The sequence below is a fragment of the Agrobacterium sp. CCNWLW32 genome (assembly GCF_037083425.1).
Classification (GTDB): domain Bacteria; phylum Pseudomonadota; class Alphaproteobacteria; order Rhizobiales; family Rhizobiaceae; genus Agrobacterium; species Agrobacterium radiobacter.
Window position 1 is genome coordinate 16,466 of the sequence record NZ_JBAOJM010000019.1, and the last position, 20,349, is coordinate 36,814.

Sequence of the window (20,349 nt, forward strand, 5' to 3'; positions counted from 1 at the left end):
TTACGGGCCTGAGGTTGGGTTTGCACCAACGATAAAGCCGTTATCTCCGACCGTTATCGCTGTGTTTTGGGTTTTGCCATTATAGACGTATTGGTAGATCGGACGTCCGGTTCCTGTACCCTGATAGCCAATGATTTTTCCATCTTTCAAGGCAGTGAACAGTGCGTCTGGAATGTCAGCTTCAGTAATCCCTTTATTAGCAAAATCTGCTCCATGGTCTGCAACAATGTGGTTTAGGCCAGCGGGGCGAGGTCCAGTCGCAGTTCCCGTCTCAAGCCAGACAGTTTTGCCATTCGGTAATTTTTGGATTTTGACCACATTTTCGCGTGTAACCTTGGTTCCGCCATTGATCAATTCGTCGATCAACTGCGTTTTACTTGGGGACGGGCTAAGGTTTTTTGGGCCCGTACCGACGCCACCGCCGAGCATAGCTCCAGCAACAATCGAGAGCATATCGCGTTTCGCTCCGCTCGGATCGGCGAGGTCATCTCCCATGGAACGCTGGTATAGTTCGACCCAATGCAATCTGACGAGGTCAAGCCCCTGATTGTTGCCATAGAGACTGGCGAGCGATTGACGCAGATCTGTAACCGCTGCCTTACAGGCGTCACCATCCCCGTTAGCGCTACAAACCTGATGTAAATAATCGTCACGGGCTTGATCGATGGCATTGAGATTGGCGGCGCGTTGGCAGGCTTCCGCATCACCAGAGTGGCATTGATCTGTCGCTTCTTTGAGTGCCAGAACTTCGGCATGATTAAGATAATTGTAGTTGACGTTATCAAGCCCAGCAGCCGCCCCGGCTTCTCCACCGACAGCTGCCCCGATAGCGACAGCAACCCACTGGGTGATTGCAGATTTTTGCGCGTCGGTGAGATTGGGGTTGGTCTTGAGAACATCCTGGAGCACGCCATTGGCGATCTCGGAGGCAGCGCCTGCCACCGCACCGGTGGCTGCGCTGTAACCGGCAAGCTGCGACACCAGCGCTCCGACGGCAGCATGCAGCGCAAGCTTTTCAGGCGACCCTTCCGCAAAGCCGAGCCTTTGCGAGAGGTCACCGACCCCGATGTTGAGCAGTTCGGAGAGGGCTGCGGCACTCTGTTGTTTCGCCTTCAACCGGTCGATATCGAAGGTCTGGACTTGAGTGTTGGCGTTCGACAGGTCGGTGTTGAGGCTGGCCAGATCCTGGCTCTGGTTCGTTAGAGTGAGATTGCCAGGCGTCAGCGTCGCACGGGCAACACCGTTGCCCTCTTCCTTTGCAGGTTGGCCGACGATGGGAACCGGAATGCCGGATGAGCCGACAGAGACGCCGACCGTGGATGTAGTTGCTTTCGACCTGTTCTCGACATCGGAAAAGGTCAGATGATCGGCAGAAAGAGAATTCTTTTCCTCTTCGGCGGTCGATGCGATTACCCCGCCCTTGAGGTCGACGCCGCCCTCCACCGTCACATGATATCCGCCGGAGCCGGCGACGATGCCACTTTGTTCGGAGACATTGGCCGCGTCCCCCTTGATGCTGCTTTTGGTGGAGCCAGCCGACGGCCCACCAGGTCCCAAGCCGGCGCTAACATTGATGCCGGTTTCGCGATAGGTGGCCGTATCCGGGCGGCTCTCGATAACAAAGTCACCGCCGACATTGGCGATAACCGTGTTGCCGGATATGACGGCACCCTTGAGCGCAGTATTATTTTCTGAGTTTAACGCAACCGTGCCAGTGCCCGTCACATGACTGTTAACCTGGGTGCTGGCATTGCCATTCGCCTTATTGGCGCCGTAGCTGCCGTTGGCGACCGGGCTGCCCGAAGTCAGATCAACCCCCACACTCGCATTGACGGATTTCGAGGAAGAAGAATGGGAGTGCGATCCCTGTGCGCTGTCGAGCAGGATATCCTTGCCCGCCGAAAGCAGGACGTTACCTACGGACGGATCCAGGAAATTGACCGGTTTGCCCGTAGCATCGACGCCAGCCGCAATCTGCACACCATGACCCGTGATCGACCCCTCTCCTGCAACAATAGCGGTCGAGCCTCCGCTGCGGATTTCGGTCACGACCGGCGTTGAACTCGAGAATGTCTGCGAGGACTTTTGTGACGTCATGCCAATCGTCAACGACACGGAGCCAAGTCCTGACGGGTCACCGTTTGCCAGGCTTTTCAGGGCCGGGGCGGCTGCCTGATAGGTCTTGTAGCCGGCCAATGCTGTAGGAGCGATGCTGGAGATGCCGTTAGATCCGGCAAGTCCCTTTCCAGCAGATACCAGACTTTCGCCGGCGCCCAGAAGTTTGGATTGGACATTAAGGCTAATGCCCGCGAACATCTCCTCATGCAGGGTTTGGTAGTTTGATATGTCCTGCGCCGACAGGAGATTGACGTTGCTGTCAGCAAGGATGGAGACGTCATGCTCTGCAGACATCTGAGCCGCCTGCAGGTTGACGTTGTTTCCTGCGGATATTGTCAGGTCACGACCGGCAAACAGGATGGATCTGGCGTTAGTCTCTGATGACTGACTGGTCTGATCGACCGACTTGCCGTAACCAATACCGATAGATGCACTTCCATTGCCGGCCTTCACCTGAATGCCGAAACCGGAACGCTGCTCCTTCTCCGCCGATGCGGCACTTTCTGCCCCTGGCGTGATGTTGACATCACGGGCAGCCTCCAGCGCGATGTCACGCCCCGCCATGATGGACGAGCCGATGACACTGACGTCGTTTTCGCGTGCCGTGAGGGTTACGTCAGTCCCAGCAGTCAGCGCGGAGCCAACGTTGAGCGTGGACGACTGGCTCTTTTCTTTCTGTTCCTTGCCCCAGAGTGAAAGGAAGCCGCCGCCGGAACCGGCAAACAGGCCAGATTTCTTGCTGCTGCTCTCCAGCGCGTGCTGTTCCTCGGCCCCGATGATGGCGACGCTGTCGCCCGTGACGCTGATCGCATCGCCTGCCGTTATGTTCGAGCCAGCGATGACAGCGTTGCCGCCAGCATCCAGCTTGATTTTGCCGGATGCGGAAAGCTCGGAGCCTACTGTCGCTTCGTCGTAGTTGTACTGCGTCGAGCTTTTTTTGGAGAGAAAGCCCTTGGATGAGGAGCTCTGCTCGAACTCCGCCGTATTCTTGCCCGACGCGATCAGCAGATCGCCGCCCGCGCTGACATTGATATCGGCTTTGTCGGTCTCGTCGCCGGCAGTCACCTTCGAGGCGGAGACGACGGTATCTCCACCTGAGATGATGGACACGCCCTTCCCGCCGCTAACCGATGATCCGACGACGGTCTGCGTTTCCGTGTGGCTCGTCGTCTGTTTGCTTCCGCCCAACAGACCGCCCTTTTTCCTGTAGGTGTAATCTATCGTGGTGGTGTCGATGGCCTCAGCGACTGTCACATCGCCGGTCGCTTTCAGACCGACCGTTCCATCAGCGGCAATCGTGCTACCGATGACGTTGAGGTTACCACCTGCATTGGCTGAGACCGATCCGCCCGCGGTGATCTCGGAGCCCTGACTTGTGGTTCTGACAACTGTCGTAGAACTCCGCTTGTCGCGCAAAGTGCTGGTCGTTGACCGTTCGGTGACGGAGATATTGATGTCTCCATTCGACGTCAGGCCGAGATTGCTGCCGGCCGTCACCTTCGCATTGGCGAGCAGAATGTTCTCGTTACCCTTCAGCGAGGCATTGCCACCCGCCGTGAAGGTGCCGCCTATTGCCGCGATCGACGAACCGAAAACGCTAAGATCACCAGTCGATGCAATCATCCCTGATGTTGCAAGCAGGCCGGTATCGATCGTCACCTGATTGCCCGCGATCAGCGCGCCCGCAGAATTCAATCTTTCCCTGTCATTGGCGGCGAGATATAGTACCGGCGCAAGAACGGTCGTACCGTTCACCGTCTGCCACTCATATACGACGACGGATTCGGTGAGGCTGGCGATCTCCTCGGCCGTAAGCGGTTCGCCGAGCGGGCGCTGCTGCGCTCCCAGATAGGCGGCTCCGTTGTCGAGCAATTGCTTTATCTGAGCGATCGAATCCTGCCCGGTGAAGCCGGAACCCGTCGCCAGTTTGAGCTGCTGCTCAATATATTGGTTCTCGAAATAGGCATCGCCAAGGAACTGGATCTGCCGGTCCGGCTGGTAGCCGATGCGGCCAAGGAAATAGCTCGATCCGTAGAATTTGGAGACATCGAGGAAGGCGGCACGCGTTTCATAGAGGAACGTCTGACCGGGAACGGTGCCACCAAAGCCACCGGACTTCGGCGTGGCAACGCCGCCAAGCGTAAATAGCGCTCCGCTGGCGGTTACGCCGGCCAACAATGCGGTCGGATTGCTCGAAGGCTGAGGCGCTGCCACAGCAACATGGTCGGCGATCGTACCTGCTGCGACGGTATTGTTAACGGCACCAAAACCGGTAATACCCAGCGCTCCGCCAGAGCGGATCGCCGCGGGAACACCGCCGATCGCCTCGACGCTTTCTACACTCCGTCCTGGCCCGATATCCTTTGATGCATCGCGCGTTCCAATGGGACTGGGACCCGGCATGGCGACCTGCCATGAACCTTCCCAACCACCTGTATCGCCGCTTGTTTTCGATTCCTGCCACTCATAGATGACATCGGGATAATACTGGCAGCCACCTTGTTGGTTGCAATTGAGCGAAGTGGTACGCTGCAATTGCAAACCGAGATTGTTCAGCGTGCCGGAGCCAACAAGTGTCATGCCGGAGCCGGCTTCGATGTTGCTGTAGGCATTGGTAAGATCGACGGTATCGACAAAAAGCGTATTGCCCGCCTTGATTGTCGCTGCGGGGCTACCAGCCGATGTGACGCGGTCTTCAGTCACATCACGATAGACATGGCGAATGGGCGCACCAATGACGAACTGCTTGCCAGCAAAAGAGACGAGAGATGAACAATCTCCACATTCGCGTGCATAATAGGTGTCATAGGCCGACACGAGTGCGTTTGAGATTTGCTGGCTCGTATAGGTCGGAGCCACGCTTTTCTCGTTACGCAGGTTTGCCGTCAGGATCGAGATATTGCGACCAGAGGAAATTAGGCCGGAACTGTTGACCGTAGCAGCATTGCGTGCACCGGATGAGTTACTGGCGATTGCAAGATCACGGCCGGCGACAATTGCTCCTTGATCATTGGCCAGCACGCCGCCCACGAAAAGCGCTGCATCGTTGCTGGCATAGATCAAGCCAGTGGCGGTGTTGGTCAGGTTGCCGGTAACATTGAGGGTAAGATCATTACCGGCAGCCAGCTGACCGGCGTTGACAAGTTGCGAAAGGGAGAGCGTCAGATTATGGGCAGCCAGAATGTTGGTGGCGCCGTCAGCAGTGAGGCTACCCGCTTTGATCGCGATATCACCTAGCCCCTGAGCGGAACGAGTTGCTCCGCTTGCAGTGACGGCATTGAGCCGCGTGCCCGTCAGATCTGTCGTTCCAGATGACGTCAGATCAATACCACCTGACGTCAGCGTGCTGTTGGTGAGATTAATATTATTGGCATCGATGTAGAGTGTGCCAGATGTAGCAAGCCCGCTCCTATTGTTGGAAAGGTCGACATTTTGCTGCCTGATCCCGATGTCGCCGCCGGCGGCTGTGCGCTTATCGAGACTTATCAGCCCACCGGTCGAAGCTAGCAAAACGTTTCCGTTTGCCTCCATGCTGTCATAGTGGATGTTCCCGCCTGCGGACGCCTGCAAATTGCCCTCAGCAAGTACGAGCCCGGAAATCCCGAGATCAAGGCCGGAGAGCAAAGCCAAATCGCCTTTCGAAAGTAGCGAGCCCGCTGCGATCGCGCCTGAGGCAGCCGTAAGCGACATCGCCGTGCCAGACTGGGCCCTGCCGCTGATGGTAATGGAGCCAGCCCCGGACCACAGCGAAACGGGTCCGGTAGCCGACGCGTCGGCCAAGGCAATACGCCCATCTGCCAGAAGGTTGAGTGCACCACTGGCCCCGAGAGTACCGGCGACATCGATGAAGCCGGCCCCACCATTGATCAGAATATCCTCTTCAGCACCGATCGAAGCGACCTTGGTGTCCTTGCCCGCCTTGACCGACACCGACTTTTTCGAGGTCAGACGACCAGTTGAAACACTTCCCTTCGAGGAAATGTTCACGCCGTTATTGCCAGAGGCATTGCCGATCGAGATTTTGCCGTCGGCCGACAGCGAGAGCTCCCCGGCATTGGCGGCCATGTCGCCGCGCATGCGAACGCCAGCGCCCTTTTCCGTGACGACCATCTTGATACGGCCAGCCTTCATGGCCCCGAGTGCGGAACCATCAATTGCATATTCGGGTGTTCCAGAGGTATCATCGAGCGGTGTCGCTTCGCCGGTGGCATAATCGAACTTGCTCTGCCCGGCTGTCAGGCGCAGGTCCTCGCCATAAATCGTACCGTCAATCTGGATGGTGCGGGATACGATATCGAACAGATCGACTCTCCCGTCTCCCATCGCAAAATTCGCACCGTTCGGACCAAACGTGACGTCTCCACCATTGACCGTGAAGCCATTGAGACGTCCGTCAGTGCCAATGTCAGGCACGCCCGTCGTCAGCGTGGCGCGTGGCGTGTTGATGAAACCGCAACCATCGCAGGTGATCCCGTTCGGATTGGCGATGATGACGTCGGCCCGGCCACCAAACACCTCGGTCGGCCCAAGAAGAGAACTGCGGTTCTGCGAGGTCACCTCATTGAGGATGACCGTGGCCGCACCTCTGCCTTGAAGGTTTGGATTGCCAGGCGTCACACCACCCAGTTTCGACGTGCCGATCTCACCGTTGAAGTTGTTGAGGATGACGCCCGGCGTGCCGACGTTGAAAGTGTTGTACTTGTTGTGCGACAGACCTTGGCTGTTGGGTCCGACGATATCGATGAGCGGTACGCCGTTCGGAGCAGCTCCTATCCCGGGGCGATTTTCAAAAGATCCTCCAACTTCCGGCGATATGTCCTGTGCGTGAAGAAGCACTGGCTGAAGCACGAGCGTAAAACTGACAACGGTGGCAATGATTTTTTGAGCCAGCGTCCCTGCATTGGCGAACAATGCGAGGTCGGTTGTTTTGCGTGGAAGACGCTTAAACTGTGATGTCATTGTTGTTCGCCTCTCGTGGCAGACGGAATTTGGGGCTTAGCGGTCTTTTCTGCTCGTGTCGGCCTGGGACGGCTTGGCGTCGAGTTTCTTGTAGACATCCGCCAGCTTCGACTGCGGGGCCGGGCATTTTTTGCTTTTGGCAATCTCGCCAAGGACCTGATTGCGGTTACGCAATGCGTCGATCTCCAGTTTCTCTGGCGATTTCGGATCCATAAAGAAAAGAGCCGGCCAAAACAGAAGAACACCTGTCGCACCGAGGACGACGTTTTTACCCTGCGCATCGGATCGTTCTTTCACCGTCGCCAGGACCTGCCGTTCGTTAGCCTCGAATTCGCGCTTGATGCCGGCGCAATCGAAAGCGCTGTCGGCAGGGTTTGTCGAGGCAACCGGATGCGCTGCCCGGCCACCGCAACCGGAAACGACACTGGCAGTCGCCACCAGCGCGAATACGACAGACAATTTGGGGGTGTGAAAAGAAGATCTGACCATAATATTCTCTTTTGAAGCCTACCAGCGTGCCGTCACGCTGGCGAAAATGAGATTGCCGCGTCCGTTACTGACGCTGCTGGAAAATGCCTGGGAGTAGCCGAAATCGGCACTGATGTTTCCCCCAACGAGTTTCGCACCAACGGTCCAACTCGCGAGATAGCCGTCTGGAATATCGAAGCGATGCTGCGAGAACACGCGGCCATAATCGAGGGCCAGGTATGGGCGTAATTCGCCCAGAACGGGCGCCAGACTTGTGCCCTCCCATGGCATTGTCCGCCAAACCAGTTCGTTGCGGCTGAAAAATCCGTTGTTACCGAATATGACGCTTTCCCTCAGGCCGCGTACATTGCTGGAGCCACCAAGCCCGATCTGTTCTGCGCCAAACATGTTATCGGGCGAATATTGGGCATTGAGGAGCGTCGTTAATTCCAACCGCTGGCCAGCCGCCTCGAACGGCCGCGTCGCGCTGACGGTAGTGTTGAATTTCAAAAACCGGGGATCCGCCGTGCCCGCCCCCGGCTCTCCGGCCTCCACGGCGTCAAAGAGATCAAGACCCTTATCAAGGGCAAAATCGAGAGCGACGACGCCACCCAGAATTCTCTGTGAACGCGACAAGCCCAGACTGCCAATCGTGTATCGACGGCTTCCCACCTCAATTCGATTGCCGAGAAGAAAGTTGTCGGTCTGCTTGTAGGTGAGACCGCCTCTAAGGGTCGTGATGGAATCCTTGTCGCGCAGAATGACGCGATCTATGCCAAATCCAACCTGACCGGAATTGCCCGAGGTTTCGATCGGCCCAAAATTGCCGGGAATGGTGCTGTCATATTCGTACCAGGAGCCATTCGTTGAAAACGTCCAGTAGCCATAAGGTACGCTTGTATTAACCGAATAGCTGTTGCTGTGCCCGCGGCCATCGTCGTCCCAAGGGTAGTCCGGACCGCTACGCCCATAGGAGAACCCCAACTGATCATTGATGCCCAACAGGTCGTCGAAGCCGACGGAAACATTGGTCTGGGAGTAACCGGTACTCTCTTGACCGAGGTTGTTGTTGGAAATGCTCGCGTACCAGCGCTTGGCGGGTTTGTTCTCGACATTGAGGATAGACGTTCCATCTTCCTTGCCCGGCAACATCGAGGTTTTCGCGTCGTTCGATGACAGCCGGTTGATCTGGTCCAGCCCCTGTTCAATATCGCGAATATTGGCGACCTCACCCTTCACGCCGGGAAAAGCCGTCGCGAATGCGCCGTTTCTCGCGACCGGGTGGCCATTAAGGTAGATATCCGAGATCGTTCCCTCAACGACGACCAGTCGCAGCAAGCGTGTTCCGGCAATATCCTGTGGGGGAACATAGGCGCGTGACGTAACGAATCCTCTGTCGAGATAGACGTCGGTGATGGCCTTGAGCAAGGTCGTGATATCCGCAACATCGATGCAGTGATTGTTGTAACGCTGCGTAATTTTTCCTAGTTCAGCTGCGGAGAGCCTTGTCGCACCTTCGATTTCTACACGCGAGATATTAAAGCATGGACCAGTGAACTTCGCGTCGCCTCTTGATGCCCGGTCCCCATGGCTAATGACGCTATCAGGCGTGACCTGTTTCAGGTTCTCAAGCCGTTGCAACTGCTGTTGCTGATCCTGCCTGCGGGAAAAATCATCGGCGGGCGATTGTGCAGTTGCCTGCCCCGACGCGAGCAGGCTTGCAAAAATCGAAATGGCAAATGTAAGCTTGAAACTATTCGCTGCGCTCCTCGGGGAATTCCCCGAGATTTGAGCGGCCGGGGCAATTGCGAGACAAAAGTCAGGAGGGACTAGCCGTCGGAAACCAGGAATGAAAGCAGCAAGTGGCATATTTCGGAGGCCTGCATTTGAAATGAAGATTGTTGCGGCAATGCCGCCCATGCTTCACTCTGCAGCTGTCCTTGCTGTCGATCCCCTACCGGGTGCATAGATCAGTTCATCTGATCCAAGAAGCGTTAAAGTAGTAATTTTCCTTACGAGACGATAGCCTCGAGTCATCTGCTCGAAGAACCGCACACATTGAAAATTCACGCAATCATCAATCATACCAACACTATGGCATGGACATCATTTTTCATCCGTGAATTTTAAGCGCGATCCAACCAATTTCCAGCCCTGCGGCTTCTCGAGTCAAGCAACAACCAGAAGTTATTTCAACACGCGTTTGTCTGCAAGACCGCATGAAAACCAAAGTTAAGGGGAAACTAAAATTGTTTCTCAGATGGGATATGAAAGGTGGCGAGACAACGTGATGTCAATGACTAGAACCGGTAGGTCAACCCGACAACCGGTCCACTCAGCCGGGAATCAAAAACATAACCATCGTGTGAGTAATCCACATCGAGCACCTTGTAGCCCGCCGAGACCGACAATGTGTCGGTCAAGATGTAGTTGACCGTTGCGAGCGCTGACCAGGTAAGATCTGATCCCGCTCCAAAACCACCGATATCCACCTGTCCCTGAACGGACAGCTTGTCCGTTAGGCTGAAAAAGCCCCGCACGCCGATGACCGGATCCACCCATCCGAAACTCTCCCTATGGCTGGCGGAAGCGCTGCCGATCAAGGGATGGCTGGCGGTGACCGCAACGTCATTGGAAATGTGCCAGAAGCGCGCGCCGGCAAGCGCGTCGAGGGAGAATCCGTCAGCATCGATGACTCGGTAACCCGCCTGAAGGGTCGCCATGAATTCCTGTGTGTCCACATTTGCATCGATGGCGGCACCGGCCGGCAAGGTTGGTAAACCCGGAATTTGCAGCGCCGGCAACGGACCGGCCGCCTTGCTGTCGGTGGTATCGACGTACATCAAATCGCCGGAAAGGACGAAACGGTCATAACGCCCCCAGATGTTGAGGAACCCACCGAAATTGAGATCATCCACGACATCTGAAAAGGATTTTTCCACATGGAGCGTCGGTGCACGCCGGAACGGCGATACGTTGCCATTCAAACCAGTCGCCCAGAGATAACCCGTGGCCTGAAACGCCCAATCGGTGCCGCCATCACCCTTCGCAGGCGCGGCCACAACGTCGTCTGCAGCTGCGGCTGAGGTTGCAGAAAAAGCCATAACGGCCGCAAAAACTGATAATTTTAGCAATTCCTTCCCCCAACTAACGCCCGTAGCTAAGCCTATTTGACTCTCGCCAACAAGTCCGATTTTCTATCATACGCTGTATCTTGCGTCGCGAGCACCGGAGGCTTTTCCATGCGCCTGAAGACCTTGCCGATTTTTTCCGCCTGCACTGCCGCAATATTGTCTGTCGCGACACTGACCACATCGGTTGCCGAAGCCTGTACGCGATTCGTGTATCTCGGCGAAAATGATCAAGTGATGACGGCCCGGTCGATGGATTGGAAAACGGATGTGGGAACCAATATCTGGGTCTTCCCCCGCGGCATGGAGCGCTCCGGCGAGGCCGGCCCGAATTCGGTCAAATGGACCTCGAAATATGGCAGCGTCATCGCGTCGGGCTATGATATTTCCACGACAGACGGCATGAATGAAGCCGGACTTGCTGCAAACGTCCTCTGGCTTGTCGAGTCGAGTTACCCCGCCTATGACGGAAAAACTCCGGGCCTGTCCATCGCCGCCTGGGCGCAATATGTGCTCGATAATTTCGCGACCGTCGAAGAGGCGGTCAGCGCACTCGAGAAGAACCCCTTCACCATCGTGACCGACAATGTGCCGGGCGAAGAACGCCTGGCGACCTTGCACCTTTCCCTTTCGGATGCGAGCGGCGACAGCGCAATCGTTGAATACATCGATGGCAAGCAGGTCATCCATCACGGCCGTCAGTATCAGGTGATGACCAATTCGCCGACCTTCGACCACCAGCTGGCGCTCAACGAATATTGGAAGCAGATCGGCGGTACTGTCATGCTGCCGGGCACCAACCGCGCATCGGACCGGTTTGCCCGCGCCTCTTTCTACGCCAATGCCATTCCCAAGAGCGAGAACCCTGTCGAAGCCATCGCGAGCGTCTTCAGCGTTATCCGCAACGTCTCCGTTCCCTACGGCATCACCACGCCGGACCAGCCGAATATTTCCTCCACCCGCTGGCGCACGGTGATAGATCATAAACGCAAACTCTATTTCTTCGAATCGGCGCTGACGCCTAATATCTTCTGGATCGACATGACGAAACTCGATCTCTCGAAAGAAACCGGCGCAGTCAAGAAACTCGATCTCGGCTCCAATCAGATCCATATCTATTCGGGTATGGCGAATGAGAGCCTGAAGGACACCGAACCTTTCAAGTTTCTTGGGCTTTGAGGGCGCCGATCGTGCAGCAAGGCATATGAGCAATTGATTGAGAAGGCATGACGCGCCGGACAGAGATCAGAATCTGCCGCTCAGAATTGTGTTTATCCCAATCTGAGCGACCGCCCTCCTCGGAAGCCCATATCGAAACAGCGCGGCCATCGATCCGGCGTCAACCCTGGCGCGAGGGAAAGCACTCACCTTCCAGTTAGATCCGTGCGGGGCACAAATATCGTCAGCTCCGAGCGGGCTCCCACAATTCCACCGGATTACCTTCCGGATCATGTATCCTTGCGAAGCGTCCCACCTCCGAATCCCATTCGGCGCGTGTTTCAACCTCGACGCCATCTGCCGTGAGCTTCGCGATAAGAGCATCGAGATCATCCACCCGGAAATTGATCATCCATTGCTGTTCAGCACGACCGAAATATTCACTATTTCTAGCGAAAGGCCCAAAAATCGTCACCCCAGCCTCCTGATGCCACACGGATTTATGTAGATCGTCGATGCCGAGATGTTTTTCATACCACTCGGCCAGACCGGCAGCATCTGCTGCTCTGAAGAATACGCCACCAATTCCAACGGCTCTGGCCATGAGCTCCTCCCGCCATGTGAGAACGAACGCGATAGTCGTCATCGTTTCAGCTCAAACCACCAGAAGCAAAGCAAAACCATCTTGCCCAGAGTTCACTGACTTTCTCGCTTTCAGATGGCGCAAAAACGACACGCTATCCGTAAATATCAAAAATCACCTGCGATTTATTCACGCACAGGTTGACTCTCACTTCCAATCATCCTTAGCACAATGCCTGCATATTCGAACGTTCTAATGCTGGGGGGCATATGGGCAGCGGGCGTAGTTGGTGGAATGATGTTGCCCATGGTGCGGCGTCGAGTTTTCACGCGATCCTGAAGACGGCGTCGCTCTCTCTGGCGCTCGTCACCCTTTCGGTAACGGCAAGCCTGGCCCAGTCTGTATCGGTTTCGGCCTCGCCAGCGACATTTAATGCCGAAGGGGACGTGATCCGTTTTGATTACGTTATCGACCCCGGTTCTTACACTATTACGGGCATCAATCCCACCTCAACCTCGATCAAGGGTGCAAGTGTGTCCTGTCCGAGCCTTGGCGGCGGTCTCGAGTACCCGAACAAGTTGACATGCACCGCAACCTACTCTGTGGATTCCCTCGATGTTATGTCGGGGCAATTCTCTGATTTTGCGACCTTCACCGGTACGCGAATTGGCGGCAACGGCAGCGTGACCATGACAAGCAACACGGTGGTGGTCCGTGCTGCCGCAGGGGGACCTGTTATCATTTCGGTGACATCGTCACCAAACCCTTCCCAGCCCGGAGAGGAAGTAGCCGTCACTGCTACGGTTTCCTCAATGGGCTGTAACGCCGGCCAATCGCCTCCAGGAAGTGTCACCATTTCGATCGGGTCGCAATCGGAAAGTTTCGGCCTGTCACCCACAGCCCCGGTCAGTGCGGCGTCTTCAGCAACGTTTCGCACCTCCAGCCTCGCATCCGGCACCTATCCGATAAGCGCATCCTATTCGGGCGGCAGCGGTTGCAGCACGGGAACCGGCTCCGGCTCCAACCACACGGTGGAGACGAAACCGACCGTCACGATCAACCAGACTGCAAGCCAGGCTGACCCGACGTCCCGTTCTCCAATCATGTTCGACGTCATTTTTGACAAACCCATTGTGGGCTTTTCTTCTGCAGACGTTCAGCTTTCCGGCACCGCCGGCGCCACCAGCGTGGCGATAACGGGATCCGGCCCCAGTTACAGCATTGCGGTCTCTGGCATGAGCGGGGCGGGAACCGTCACGGCAACGATCCCGGCGGGGAGCGTGACGACACCGGCGGGACTTGGGAACGAGGCGTCCACAAGTTCGGACAATAGCGTCACCTACGACCCGATAAACATTACGCCGATCGCAACCGACGGCGCAGTGACCGTGGCAGCCGACAGCAGCGGCAATCCTGTCCCGCTGAACCTGTCCGGTGGTCAGGCTGATACGATCATCGTTGTTGCAGGTCCGTCGCACGGGACGGCAACGGTCACCGGCGTCGCGCTGACCTACAGCCCTGCCGGCGGCTATTCCGGTCCCGACAGCATCACCTATACGGCGAGCAACTCTGCCGGCAGTTCCACTGCAACGATTACGATTACGGTAACACCGCCGCCGGGCGCGCTTTCCCTGTCGCCCGCCGGCGGCGCGCTCAAAGACGCAATGGCCGGCGAAGCCTACAGCCAGGCGATTACGGCCTCCGGCGGCACCGCGCCGCTCATCTACAGTCTTGCGGGCGGAACATTGCCGCGCGGCCTGGTGCTGAACCTCTCGACCGGCGAACTGACAGGACCGCTCGAAACCGAGACTGAAGGCGATTACAGCTTTACGGTCCAGGTTCGCGACGCCCGCGGCGACGCCCTCTCAGCCGCCTATACGCTGAAGGTTACCCCGCGCGAGGTGAATGTGACAGACAGGGAAATTTCCGTCGCCCCCGGCGCGGCGCCGCCCAATGTCAATCTTGCCGCAGGCGCAACCGGCGGCCCGTTTACCGCAGCGGACCTGACCTTCGTAAGTCCGCCCAATGCGGGCAGGGCAAGCATCGTCAATGGCGAGTTCGCACAGGCACACGGCCCGCAGGCAACCGGCTTTTATCTGAAATTCATTCCAAACTCTGCGTTTTCCGGTCAGGCACGGGTTGGTTTTCGCCTCACCAGTGCCCTTGGTTCATCCAATCAAGGCACCATCACCTACAAGCTGGGTTATGACGCCGCTCAGGTGGCAAATGAGATCAACGACCTGGTGCATGGTTTCGTCAGCACGAGACAGAACCTCATCGCCTCAACCGTCAAGATACCTGGCCTTCTGGAGCGCCGGCAGATGGCCAATGCAACGGAGGCCGTGACCTCCAGTGCGGCACCGTCCGGTGACGGAATGGTGTTTGGTTTCTCGACCAGCCTGGCCCAGATCGAAGCTGCGCGCAACAAGGCCGACGGCGTGACGGAGAGCGAACTGCCGGAATTCAATATCTGGCTCGACGGTACGTTCCTCGTCCACAATCGCGAGGAATCCGGCAGCAAGTGGGGCAGTTTCGCCAAGATTTCGGCCGGCGCGGACTACCTGATTTCCGACAAAGCCCTGCTTGGTTTTTCCTTCCATTTCGACCGGATGACCGACCCCACCGATGGCGAAAACGAACTGACCGGTAACGGATGGCTCGTCGGACCCAATGCGTCACTGGAAATCGCAAAGGGAATCTTCTGGAACAGCAGCCTTCTCTACGGTGGCTCCGCGAATGACATTGATACGCCCTTCTGGGACGGCTCTTTCGACACCACACGCTGGCTGTTCGACACATCGATTTCCGGACGCTGGGATATCGATGACGTCACGACCTTCACGCCAAAGCTACGCGGTGTCTATTTTTCCGAGACCGTTGACGATTACGCCGTGGCGAATGGCGCCGGCGACAGGATAGATCTCGAGGGTTTCCGGGAAGAACAGCTGCGCGTCAGCCTCGGCGCGGAGGTCGCCCGTCAGGTGGCGCTTGAGAACGGCTCGATCGTCACGCCGAAATTCGGCGGTACGGTCGGTGTTTCAGGTCTCGACGGAACCGGCGCGTTTGGCTCCATCACAACCGGCGTTTCCATGGAGACGGTGGAAAACTGGTCGGTTGATGCAGCACTGCTTCTCAACTTCGAGGGTGATGGGGAAACATCGGCCGGCGCGAAACTTGGCGTCAGCAAGAAGTTCTAGAGCGCGAGACCCAAGGCAAACCAAAGCCGCCGCCCGCGGGCTGGAATGACGAAACCTGCCCGACAGCGCGCGTTTCTTGACGGCGCAAAAAACCGCTTGACCTCAACCATGGTTGAAGTTCTAGACATATTGTCACCTTGTTTTCGCAAGGCTTTTTTCGTGCCCTTGAGCAAACAGTGACAAAGGAACACCCCATGGCTTTCCAGCTTCCCGACCTCCCCTATTCCCATGATGCGCTCGCCCCCGCGGGCATGTCCGAGGAGACGCTGAAGTTCCATCATGATCTTCACCACAAGGCCTATGTGGATAATCTCAACAAGGCGATTACCGGTACAGAATGGGAAAACAGGAGCCTCGAAGAGATCATCCGGGGCACCTATGAGAAGGGTGTGGTGGCACAATCCGGCATCTTCAACAATGCTTCCCAGCACTGGAACCACAATCTCTTCTGGGAAATCATGGGGCCGGAAAACCACGCGATACCGAAGGTGCTGGAAGACGCGTTGACACAGTCCTTCGGCTCGGTTGCGCTGTTCAAGCAAAATTTTGCCCTCTCCGGCGCTTCCCAGTTCGGTTCAGGTTGGGCGTGGCTGGTGGTGGATACCGACGGCTCGCTGAAAATCACCCGCACCGAAAACGGGGTCAACCCGCTGTGCTTCGGGCAGAAGGCGCTGCTAGGCTGCGATGTCTGGGAACACAGCTATTATATCGATTTCCGCAACAAGCGCCCCGCATACCTCGAAAACTTCCTCGACAAACTGGTGAACTGGCAGGCGGTCGCCACGCGCCTCTGATTTGAGCCCCACAGATCCGGCTGGTCCCGCTGCCCTGGGCGGCCGGTCGGATCAGGCGCAGCCGGACAGCCGCCGTCCGGCTGCAACTCCATTCGAGCGTCCCCATGTCCTACGTCGTCACCGAAAACTGCATCGCCTGCAAATACATGGACTGCGTGGAAGTCTGTCCGGTCGAGTGTTTCTACGAAGGCGAGAACATGCTCGTCATTCATCCCGATCAGTGCATCGACTGCGGTATCTGCGAGGGGGAATGTCCCGCCGCGGCGATCCGGCCGGATACCGAAGCGGGACTGCATGTCTGGCTCGACCTCAATCGCCACTATTCCGGCATCTGGCCGCGCGTGTACGAGAAAAGGTCCCCGCCTGACAATGCCGACATCATGAATGGTGCTGCAGCAAAACTATCAATTTTTTCAGAAAATCCGGGAGCGGGCGGGTAGCCCGGCACGTCATGTCTCATAATTTCAGGCTGATCGCCGGCGGCGTCGTCAATCACGCGCATATTCCACTGAAAGCCTGCGCGTCTGCGATGATCTCCCCGCGTGAATTCAAGGATTCCATGGCCGGCCTTGCCTTCACCGTGGCTGTGGCCACGGCCGCCCACGCCGGAGAGCAGGTCGGGCGAACAATCACCTCCTTCATGCCGCTCAGCGCTGAGCCGCCGCTTCTGATGATCTCCATCGATGCCAGCAGCCGCATGGTAGATCTCATCGCCGCAAGCAGGCGCTTCTCTGTTTCGGCGCTTGCCAGAGGGCAGGAAGAAGTTGCCGACGTGTTTGCGGGAAAAGGCAACCTGCGGGACCGGTTTTCCATCGGCTGCTGGGATATCTGGCCTTCAGGAAACCCGAGGCTTGCCGATGCGCTGTTATCCATGGATTGCGAACTTGTCGGTTCCATCGATGCCGCAGACCACATCCTGTTCCTGGGCGGCATCATCGAAGCCGTCAAAAATCCGCTGAGCAAAGCCCTGCTGTGGAGCGAACGCGCCTATTCCGCCCCTCCCTCGCGATAAACCGGGACGACCCTTATCGCCATGACCGGCAACTGCTAGAGAAAAATTGCCTGCTGTCGGCGTCTGTCGCCATTTGCGCGGGCAAAGATGCCAGGAGCGACACCGTTTCTTTTGCGGAAAGCGGTGCTGAATGCGCTGGCGGATTCATAACCGATCTCCTCCGCGATATGATCGAGGGACTTTACCCCGCGCATCAGCGCGTCTCTGGCAAGCGCCATCCGCCAGCGGGCCAGATATTCGATCGGCGCGCAGCCGAGCATTTCATTAAAACGCGCTGCGAAAGCCGAGCGCGACATGCCGGCGATCCCGGCCAGTTCGGCCACGGTCCAGTTCGCACGGATATTGGCGTGCATGGCGGACAATGCGCGGGCAAGCCCGGGCAAACGCATCCCCTTCACCAGCCCCGCCGGAATTGCCTCGCTGCCCGCGTTCGGCCGACGCAGCACTTCAACCAGCAGAACCTCCAGCATGCGCCGGATGATCAGCTCTTTGCCCGCATCCTCGCGCACGCATTCTTCCGACAGCAACTCGATCAGGCGCGCCAGCCGGGATGCTCCGCCCTCGCCCGCCGGTACATGGATCAGGTCGGGCATCAGCGACAGCAGAAGCGCCGCATTGACCCGCTCGAACATGAAGCTTCCGCCTAGCGCGACAAAATCAGGCTCCCCTTCCTGTTCACCATGCCGCACCGCCCGGCCCTGCGGCTCGACCGGAATAGAGTCGACGTCGGGATCGCTGCAAAGCGAGAAGGCGGGCGTGGAGGGTAAAAGCAGGAAATCACCCTTCGTCAACCGCAGGGGCTCCCGGCCATCGATCATGACCCATGCCGCACCGGCAAGAACGACGGCAAAACCCGGCGCGCCATAGGCGTGATAACGCACACCCCAACGGCCCCGGCCGGAGATTGGCTTTGAAACGGCGGCGCTTGGCCGCAAGAGATCGATGATATCGCTAAGAGGATCCACTGTCTGGACGATCAATAATGAATTACGGTGTCCAGAGCATACATCATCCAGAACACATCGTCTATGTCAGGTCATATCGAATAATGGAGACTTATGATGACCAAGACGATCCTCATCACCGGCACCTCATCCGGCTATGGCAAGGCGACCGCCGAATTTTTCCTCTCGCGTGGCTGGAATGTCGTTGCGACCATGCGGCGTCCGGATCCCGATCGCTTCGGCGGCAATAATGACCGGTTGCGCGTCCTGCCGCTGGATGTGACGGACGGGCAAAGCATCGCGGCCCTGATCGATGCGGCAGGTCCGGTCGATGTGCTGGTGAACAATGCCGGCATCGGCATGGTCGGCGCTTTCGAAGCAACGCCAATGTCGGCAATCCGCACGATCTTCGACACCAACAGCTTTGGTGTGATGGCAATGACGCAGGCGATCATTCCCCAGATGCGAAAGCGCCGGTCCGGCGCGATCATCAACGTCACATCCAGCGCCACGCTCGCGTCCTTTCCGCTCGCCGCCGCCTACACCGCCAGCAAGCAGGCAATCGAAGGTTTCTCCGGTTCGCTTGCCCATGAGCTCGGTCATTTCAACATCCGGGTGAAGCTGGTGGAACCGGGCTATGCACCCACCACCCGTTTCACGACAAATGCCATCCTTCCGCTGGAAGAACTGCTGCCGGACGATTACATGGACTTCGCAGGCCCAATTCTCGAAGGCTTCGCCAAACCGGCCATGACGACCAGCGAACAGGACGTCGCCGAAGCGATCTGGAGCGCCGTTCATGATGTGTCCGGCCAGCTCCGTTTTCCCGCTGGCCCTGACGCAATTGCGCTGGCTCAGGCGGGGTGACGTCCGATAGCGACTTCACCGTGTGGCGATAGCGTCGAACAAGCGAAGGACGTGCTTCGTCGCTTGTTCGACGGTAGCGACGGCGCCTTCAAGGCGCTCGTTCATCGTGCCCATGCTTGCCGGCATCCATCTTCAGCCAGCTGGCGAAAGCTTCGACCTCATCCGTCTGGATCGCACCGACGCCGGCCTCGGCGAGTGCGCCCCACACCGCCTCCGGTTCTTTGAGCGCCCGCGTATCGTTGAAATCGAGGCAATGGGCGACATCCAGCGTGTTGATCCACAACCGGATATTCTGACGCTCCATCTCGGCACGGCCTTCGGCCAGATCGGCAATATCGGTGAATTTCACCTCGATCATCGGCGCCTTCAATGCCTCGATGCGGCGCAGATCCTGGGCAAACCTGCCCTTTCTCACCGGAAACATCGGCATATGCGGGATCTTGCCGAACCAGTCCGTATCGAGCACCTCGAAACGGCTGGCCTCAGGATCGATATCGGTCTTCACCAGCACCTGGTCTTCAACACCGAGCCGCAGCACGGTTTCCATGACTTGCGGCAGATCGCGGGTGAATTTGATGTCGATATTGACGGTGATCTTGCCCCGTGCCTCTTCCAGCAGTTCTTCCAGTGTCGGCACACATTCATAGGTCACGTCAGCCGCATCGCCACCCGCGCCGGCCTTCAGCCTTGCTGCGCGAACCACCTCGAAAGGCAGCGCGCTCACGGTCCCCTTGCCCGTCGTGGTGCGGTCGAGCGTTTCATCATGAATGACGACCAGCCTGCCATCGGCCGTCACCTGCGTGTCGATCTCGATCATCTCGACACTCGCCGCAACCGCGGCCCGGACGGAGGCAAGTGAGTTTTCTGCCGTAGCAGTCCAGAAACCACGGTGGGCGATGGTCAGGATGGCCGGATTGTCGCGCGAGCAGAGTGCAAGCACATTGCAGGGATTGGAGGTATTTCGGGAGGTAGCGAGGGTTCGGTGCATGGGTCGACTTTCAGGTTTCATGGTCGGCTGATTTTGTCGCCTTCAATTAATACACATAAAGCGTATTATTTATGACAAGGGCTGGGAATAATGTCCCCGTGTACCAAAGCCCCGTGTTGCCGCCGCCCCG

Annotated in this window: 13 protein-coding genes; 6 read left to right on the top strand and 7 right to left on the bottom strand. The window is 57.5% G+C overall.

Annotated elements, in window-relative coordinates:
• From V6R85_RS24365 to V6R85_RS24380, 4 genes are all read right to left on the bottom strand, one after another.
• Complete coding sequence (locus V6R85_RS24365; protein WP_336377319.1) at positions 1-7,077, bottom strand: hemagglutinin repeat-containing protein; 7,077 nt, start codon at positions 7,075-7,077, stop codon at positions 1-3.
• Between the two features lie 36 nt (positions 7,078-7,113).
• A complete protein-coding gene (locus V6R85_RS24370) occupies positions 7,114-7,566 on the bottom strand; it encodes a hypothetical protein (RefSeq protein ID WP_080867317.1) in 453 nt (150 codons plus the stop codon).
• Positions 7,567-7,584: 18 nt separating this feature from the next.
• Positions 7,585-9,465 (bottom strand): ShlB/FhaC/HecB family hemolysin secretion/activation protein, encoded by a 1,881-nt coding sequence (locus V6R85_RS24375; RefSeq protein ID WP_111796974.1) that lies wholly within the window; start codon positions 9,463-9,465, stop codon positions 7,585-7,587.
• Between the two features lie 380 nt (positions 9,466-9,845).
• Positions 9,846-10,649, bottom strand: a complete 804-nt coding sequence (locus V6R85_RS24380; protein WP_087746853.1) for a hypothetical protein — start codon at positions 10,647-10,649, stop codon at positions 9,846-9,848.
• 138 nt (positions 10,650-10,787) lie between these two features.
• Between V6R85_RS24380 and V6R85_RS24385 the strand changes: the two genes are divergently transcribed.
• Complete coding sequence (locus tag V6R85_RS24385) at positions 10,788-11,855, top strand: linear amide C-N hydrolase (RefSeq protein ID WP_112951257.1); 1,068 nt, start codon at positions 10,788-10,790, stop codon at positions 11,853-11,855.
• A 223-nt stretch (positions 11,856-12,078) separates the two neighbouring features.
• Here the strand turns inward: V6R85_RS24385 and V6R85_RS24390 are convergent, their stop codons facing one another.
• The gene (locus V6R85_RS24390) at positions 12,079-12,438 is read right to left on the bottom strand and encodes a VOC family protein (RefSeq protein WP_087747122.1); all 360 of its coding nucleotides are present in this window, start codon (positions 12,436-12,438) and stop codon (positions 12,079-12,081) included.
• A 248-nt stretch (positions 12,439-12,686) separates the two neighbouring features.
• Here V6R85_RS24390 and V6R85_RS24395 point away from each other — a divergent pair, with 248 nt between their 5' ends.
• The 4 genes from V6R85_RS24395 (at position 12,687) to V6R85_RS24410 (ending at position 17,420) form a co-directional block, all read left to right on the top strand.
• Positions 12,687-15,614 (top strand): putative Ig domain-containing protein, encoded by a 2,928-nt coding sequence (locus V6R85_RS24395; protein ID WP_112951256.1) that lies wholly within the window; start codon positions 12,687-12,689, stop codon positions 15,612-15,614.
• Between the two features lie 194 nt (positions 15,615-15,808).
• Complete coding sequence (locus tag V6R85_RS24400) at positions 15,809-16,408, top strand: superoxide dismutase (protein WP_111791516.1); 600 nt, start codon at positions 15,809-15,811, stop codon at positions 16,406-16,408.
• 104 nt (positions 16,409-16,512) lie between these two features.
• Positions 16,513-16,848 (top strand): ferredoxin FdxA, encoded by a 336-nt coding sequence (gene fdxA, locus V6R85_RS24405; protein WP_087746843.1) that lies wholly within the window; start codon positions 16,513-16,515, stop codon positions 16,846-16,848.
• A gap of 11 nt (positions 16,849-16,859) precedes the next feature.
• Positions 16,860-17,420 (top strand): flavin reductase family protein, encoded by a 561-nt coding sequence (locus tag V6R85_RS24410; RefSeq protein ID WP_080867314.1) that lies wholly within the window; start codon positions 16,860-16,862, stop codon positions 17,418-17,420.
• 35 nt (positions 17,421-17,455) lie between these two features.
• On the opposite strand, the gene V6R85_RS24415 is transcribed toward V6R85_RS24410, so the two are convergent.
• On the bottom strand, positions 17,456-18,385 hold the full coding sequence (locus V6R85_RS24415; protein ID WP_080867479.1) for an AraC family transcriptional regulator: 930 nt from the start codon (positions 18,383-18,385) through the stop codon (positions 17,456-17,458).
• Positions 18,386-18,481: 96 nt separating this feature from the next.
• Between V6R85_RS24415 and V6R85_RS24420 the strand changes: the two genes are divergently transcribed.
• Entirely contained in the window at positions 18,482-19,231 is a 750-nt protein-coding gene (locus V6R85_RS24420) for an SDR family oxidoreductase (protein WP_080865043.1), read from the top strand.
• Positions 19,232-19,319: 88 nt separating this feature from the next.
• Here V6R85_RS24420 and V6R85_RS24425 read toward each other — a convergent pair whose 3' ends face one another.
• On the bottom strand, positions 19,320-20,219 hold the full coding sequence (locus V6R85_RS24425) for a glycerophosphodiester phosphodiesterase family protein (protein WP_112293391.1): 900 nt from the start codon (positions 20,217-20,219) through the stop codon (positions 19,320-19,322).
• Between the last annotated feature and the right edge of the window lie 130 nt (positions 20,220-20,349).

Coding starts and splice junctions, on each gene's coding strand:
- V6R85_RS24400 (WP_111791516.1), top strand. CDS start 15,809: ATGGCTTTCCAGCTTCCCGACCTCCCCTATTCCCATGATGCGCTCGCC.
- V6R85_RS24375 (WP_111796974.1), bottom strand. CDS start 9,465: ATGGGCGGCATTGCCGCAACAATCTTCATTTCAAATGCAGGCCTCCGA.
- V6R85_RS24420 (WP_080865043.1), top strand. CDS start 18,482: ATGACCAAGACGATCCTCATCACCGGCACCTCATCCGGCTATGGCAAG.
- V6R85_RS24380 (WP_087746853.1), bottom strand. CDS start 10,649: ATGGCTTTTTCTGCAACCTCAGCCGCAGCTGCAGACGACGTTGTGGCC.
- fdxA (WP_087746843.1), top strand. CDS start 16,513: ATGTCCTACGTCGTCACCGAAAACTGCATCGCCTGCAAATACATGGAC.
- V6R85_RS24385 (WP_112951257.1), top strand. CDS start 10,788: ATGCGCCTGAAGACCTTGCCGATTTTTTCCGCCTGCACTGCCGCAATA.
- V6R85_RS24390 (WP_087747122.1), bottom strand. CDS start 12,438: ATGGCCAGAGCCGTTGGAATTGGTGGCGTATTCTTCAGAGCAGCAGAT.
- V6R85_RS24370 (WP_080867317.1), bottom strand. CDS start 7,566: ATGGTCAGATCTTCTTTTCACACCCCCAAATTGTCTGTCGTATTCGCG.
- V6R85_RS24365 (WP_336377319.1), bottom strand. CDS start 7,077: ATGACATCACAGTTTAAGCGTCTTCCACGCAAAACAACCGACCTCGCA.
- V6R85_RS24395 (WP_112951256.1), top strand. CDS start 12,687: ATGGGCAGCGGGCGTAGTTGGTGGAATGATGTTGCCCATGGTGCGGCG.
- V6R85_RS24425 (WP_112293391.1), bottom strand. CDS start 20,219: ATGCACCGAACCCTCGCTACCTCCCGAAATACCTCCAATCCCTGCAAT.
- V6R85_RS24410 (WP_080867314.1), top strand. CDS start 16,860: ATGTCTCATAATTTCAGGCTGATCGCCGGCGGCGTCGTCAATCACGCG.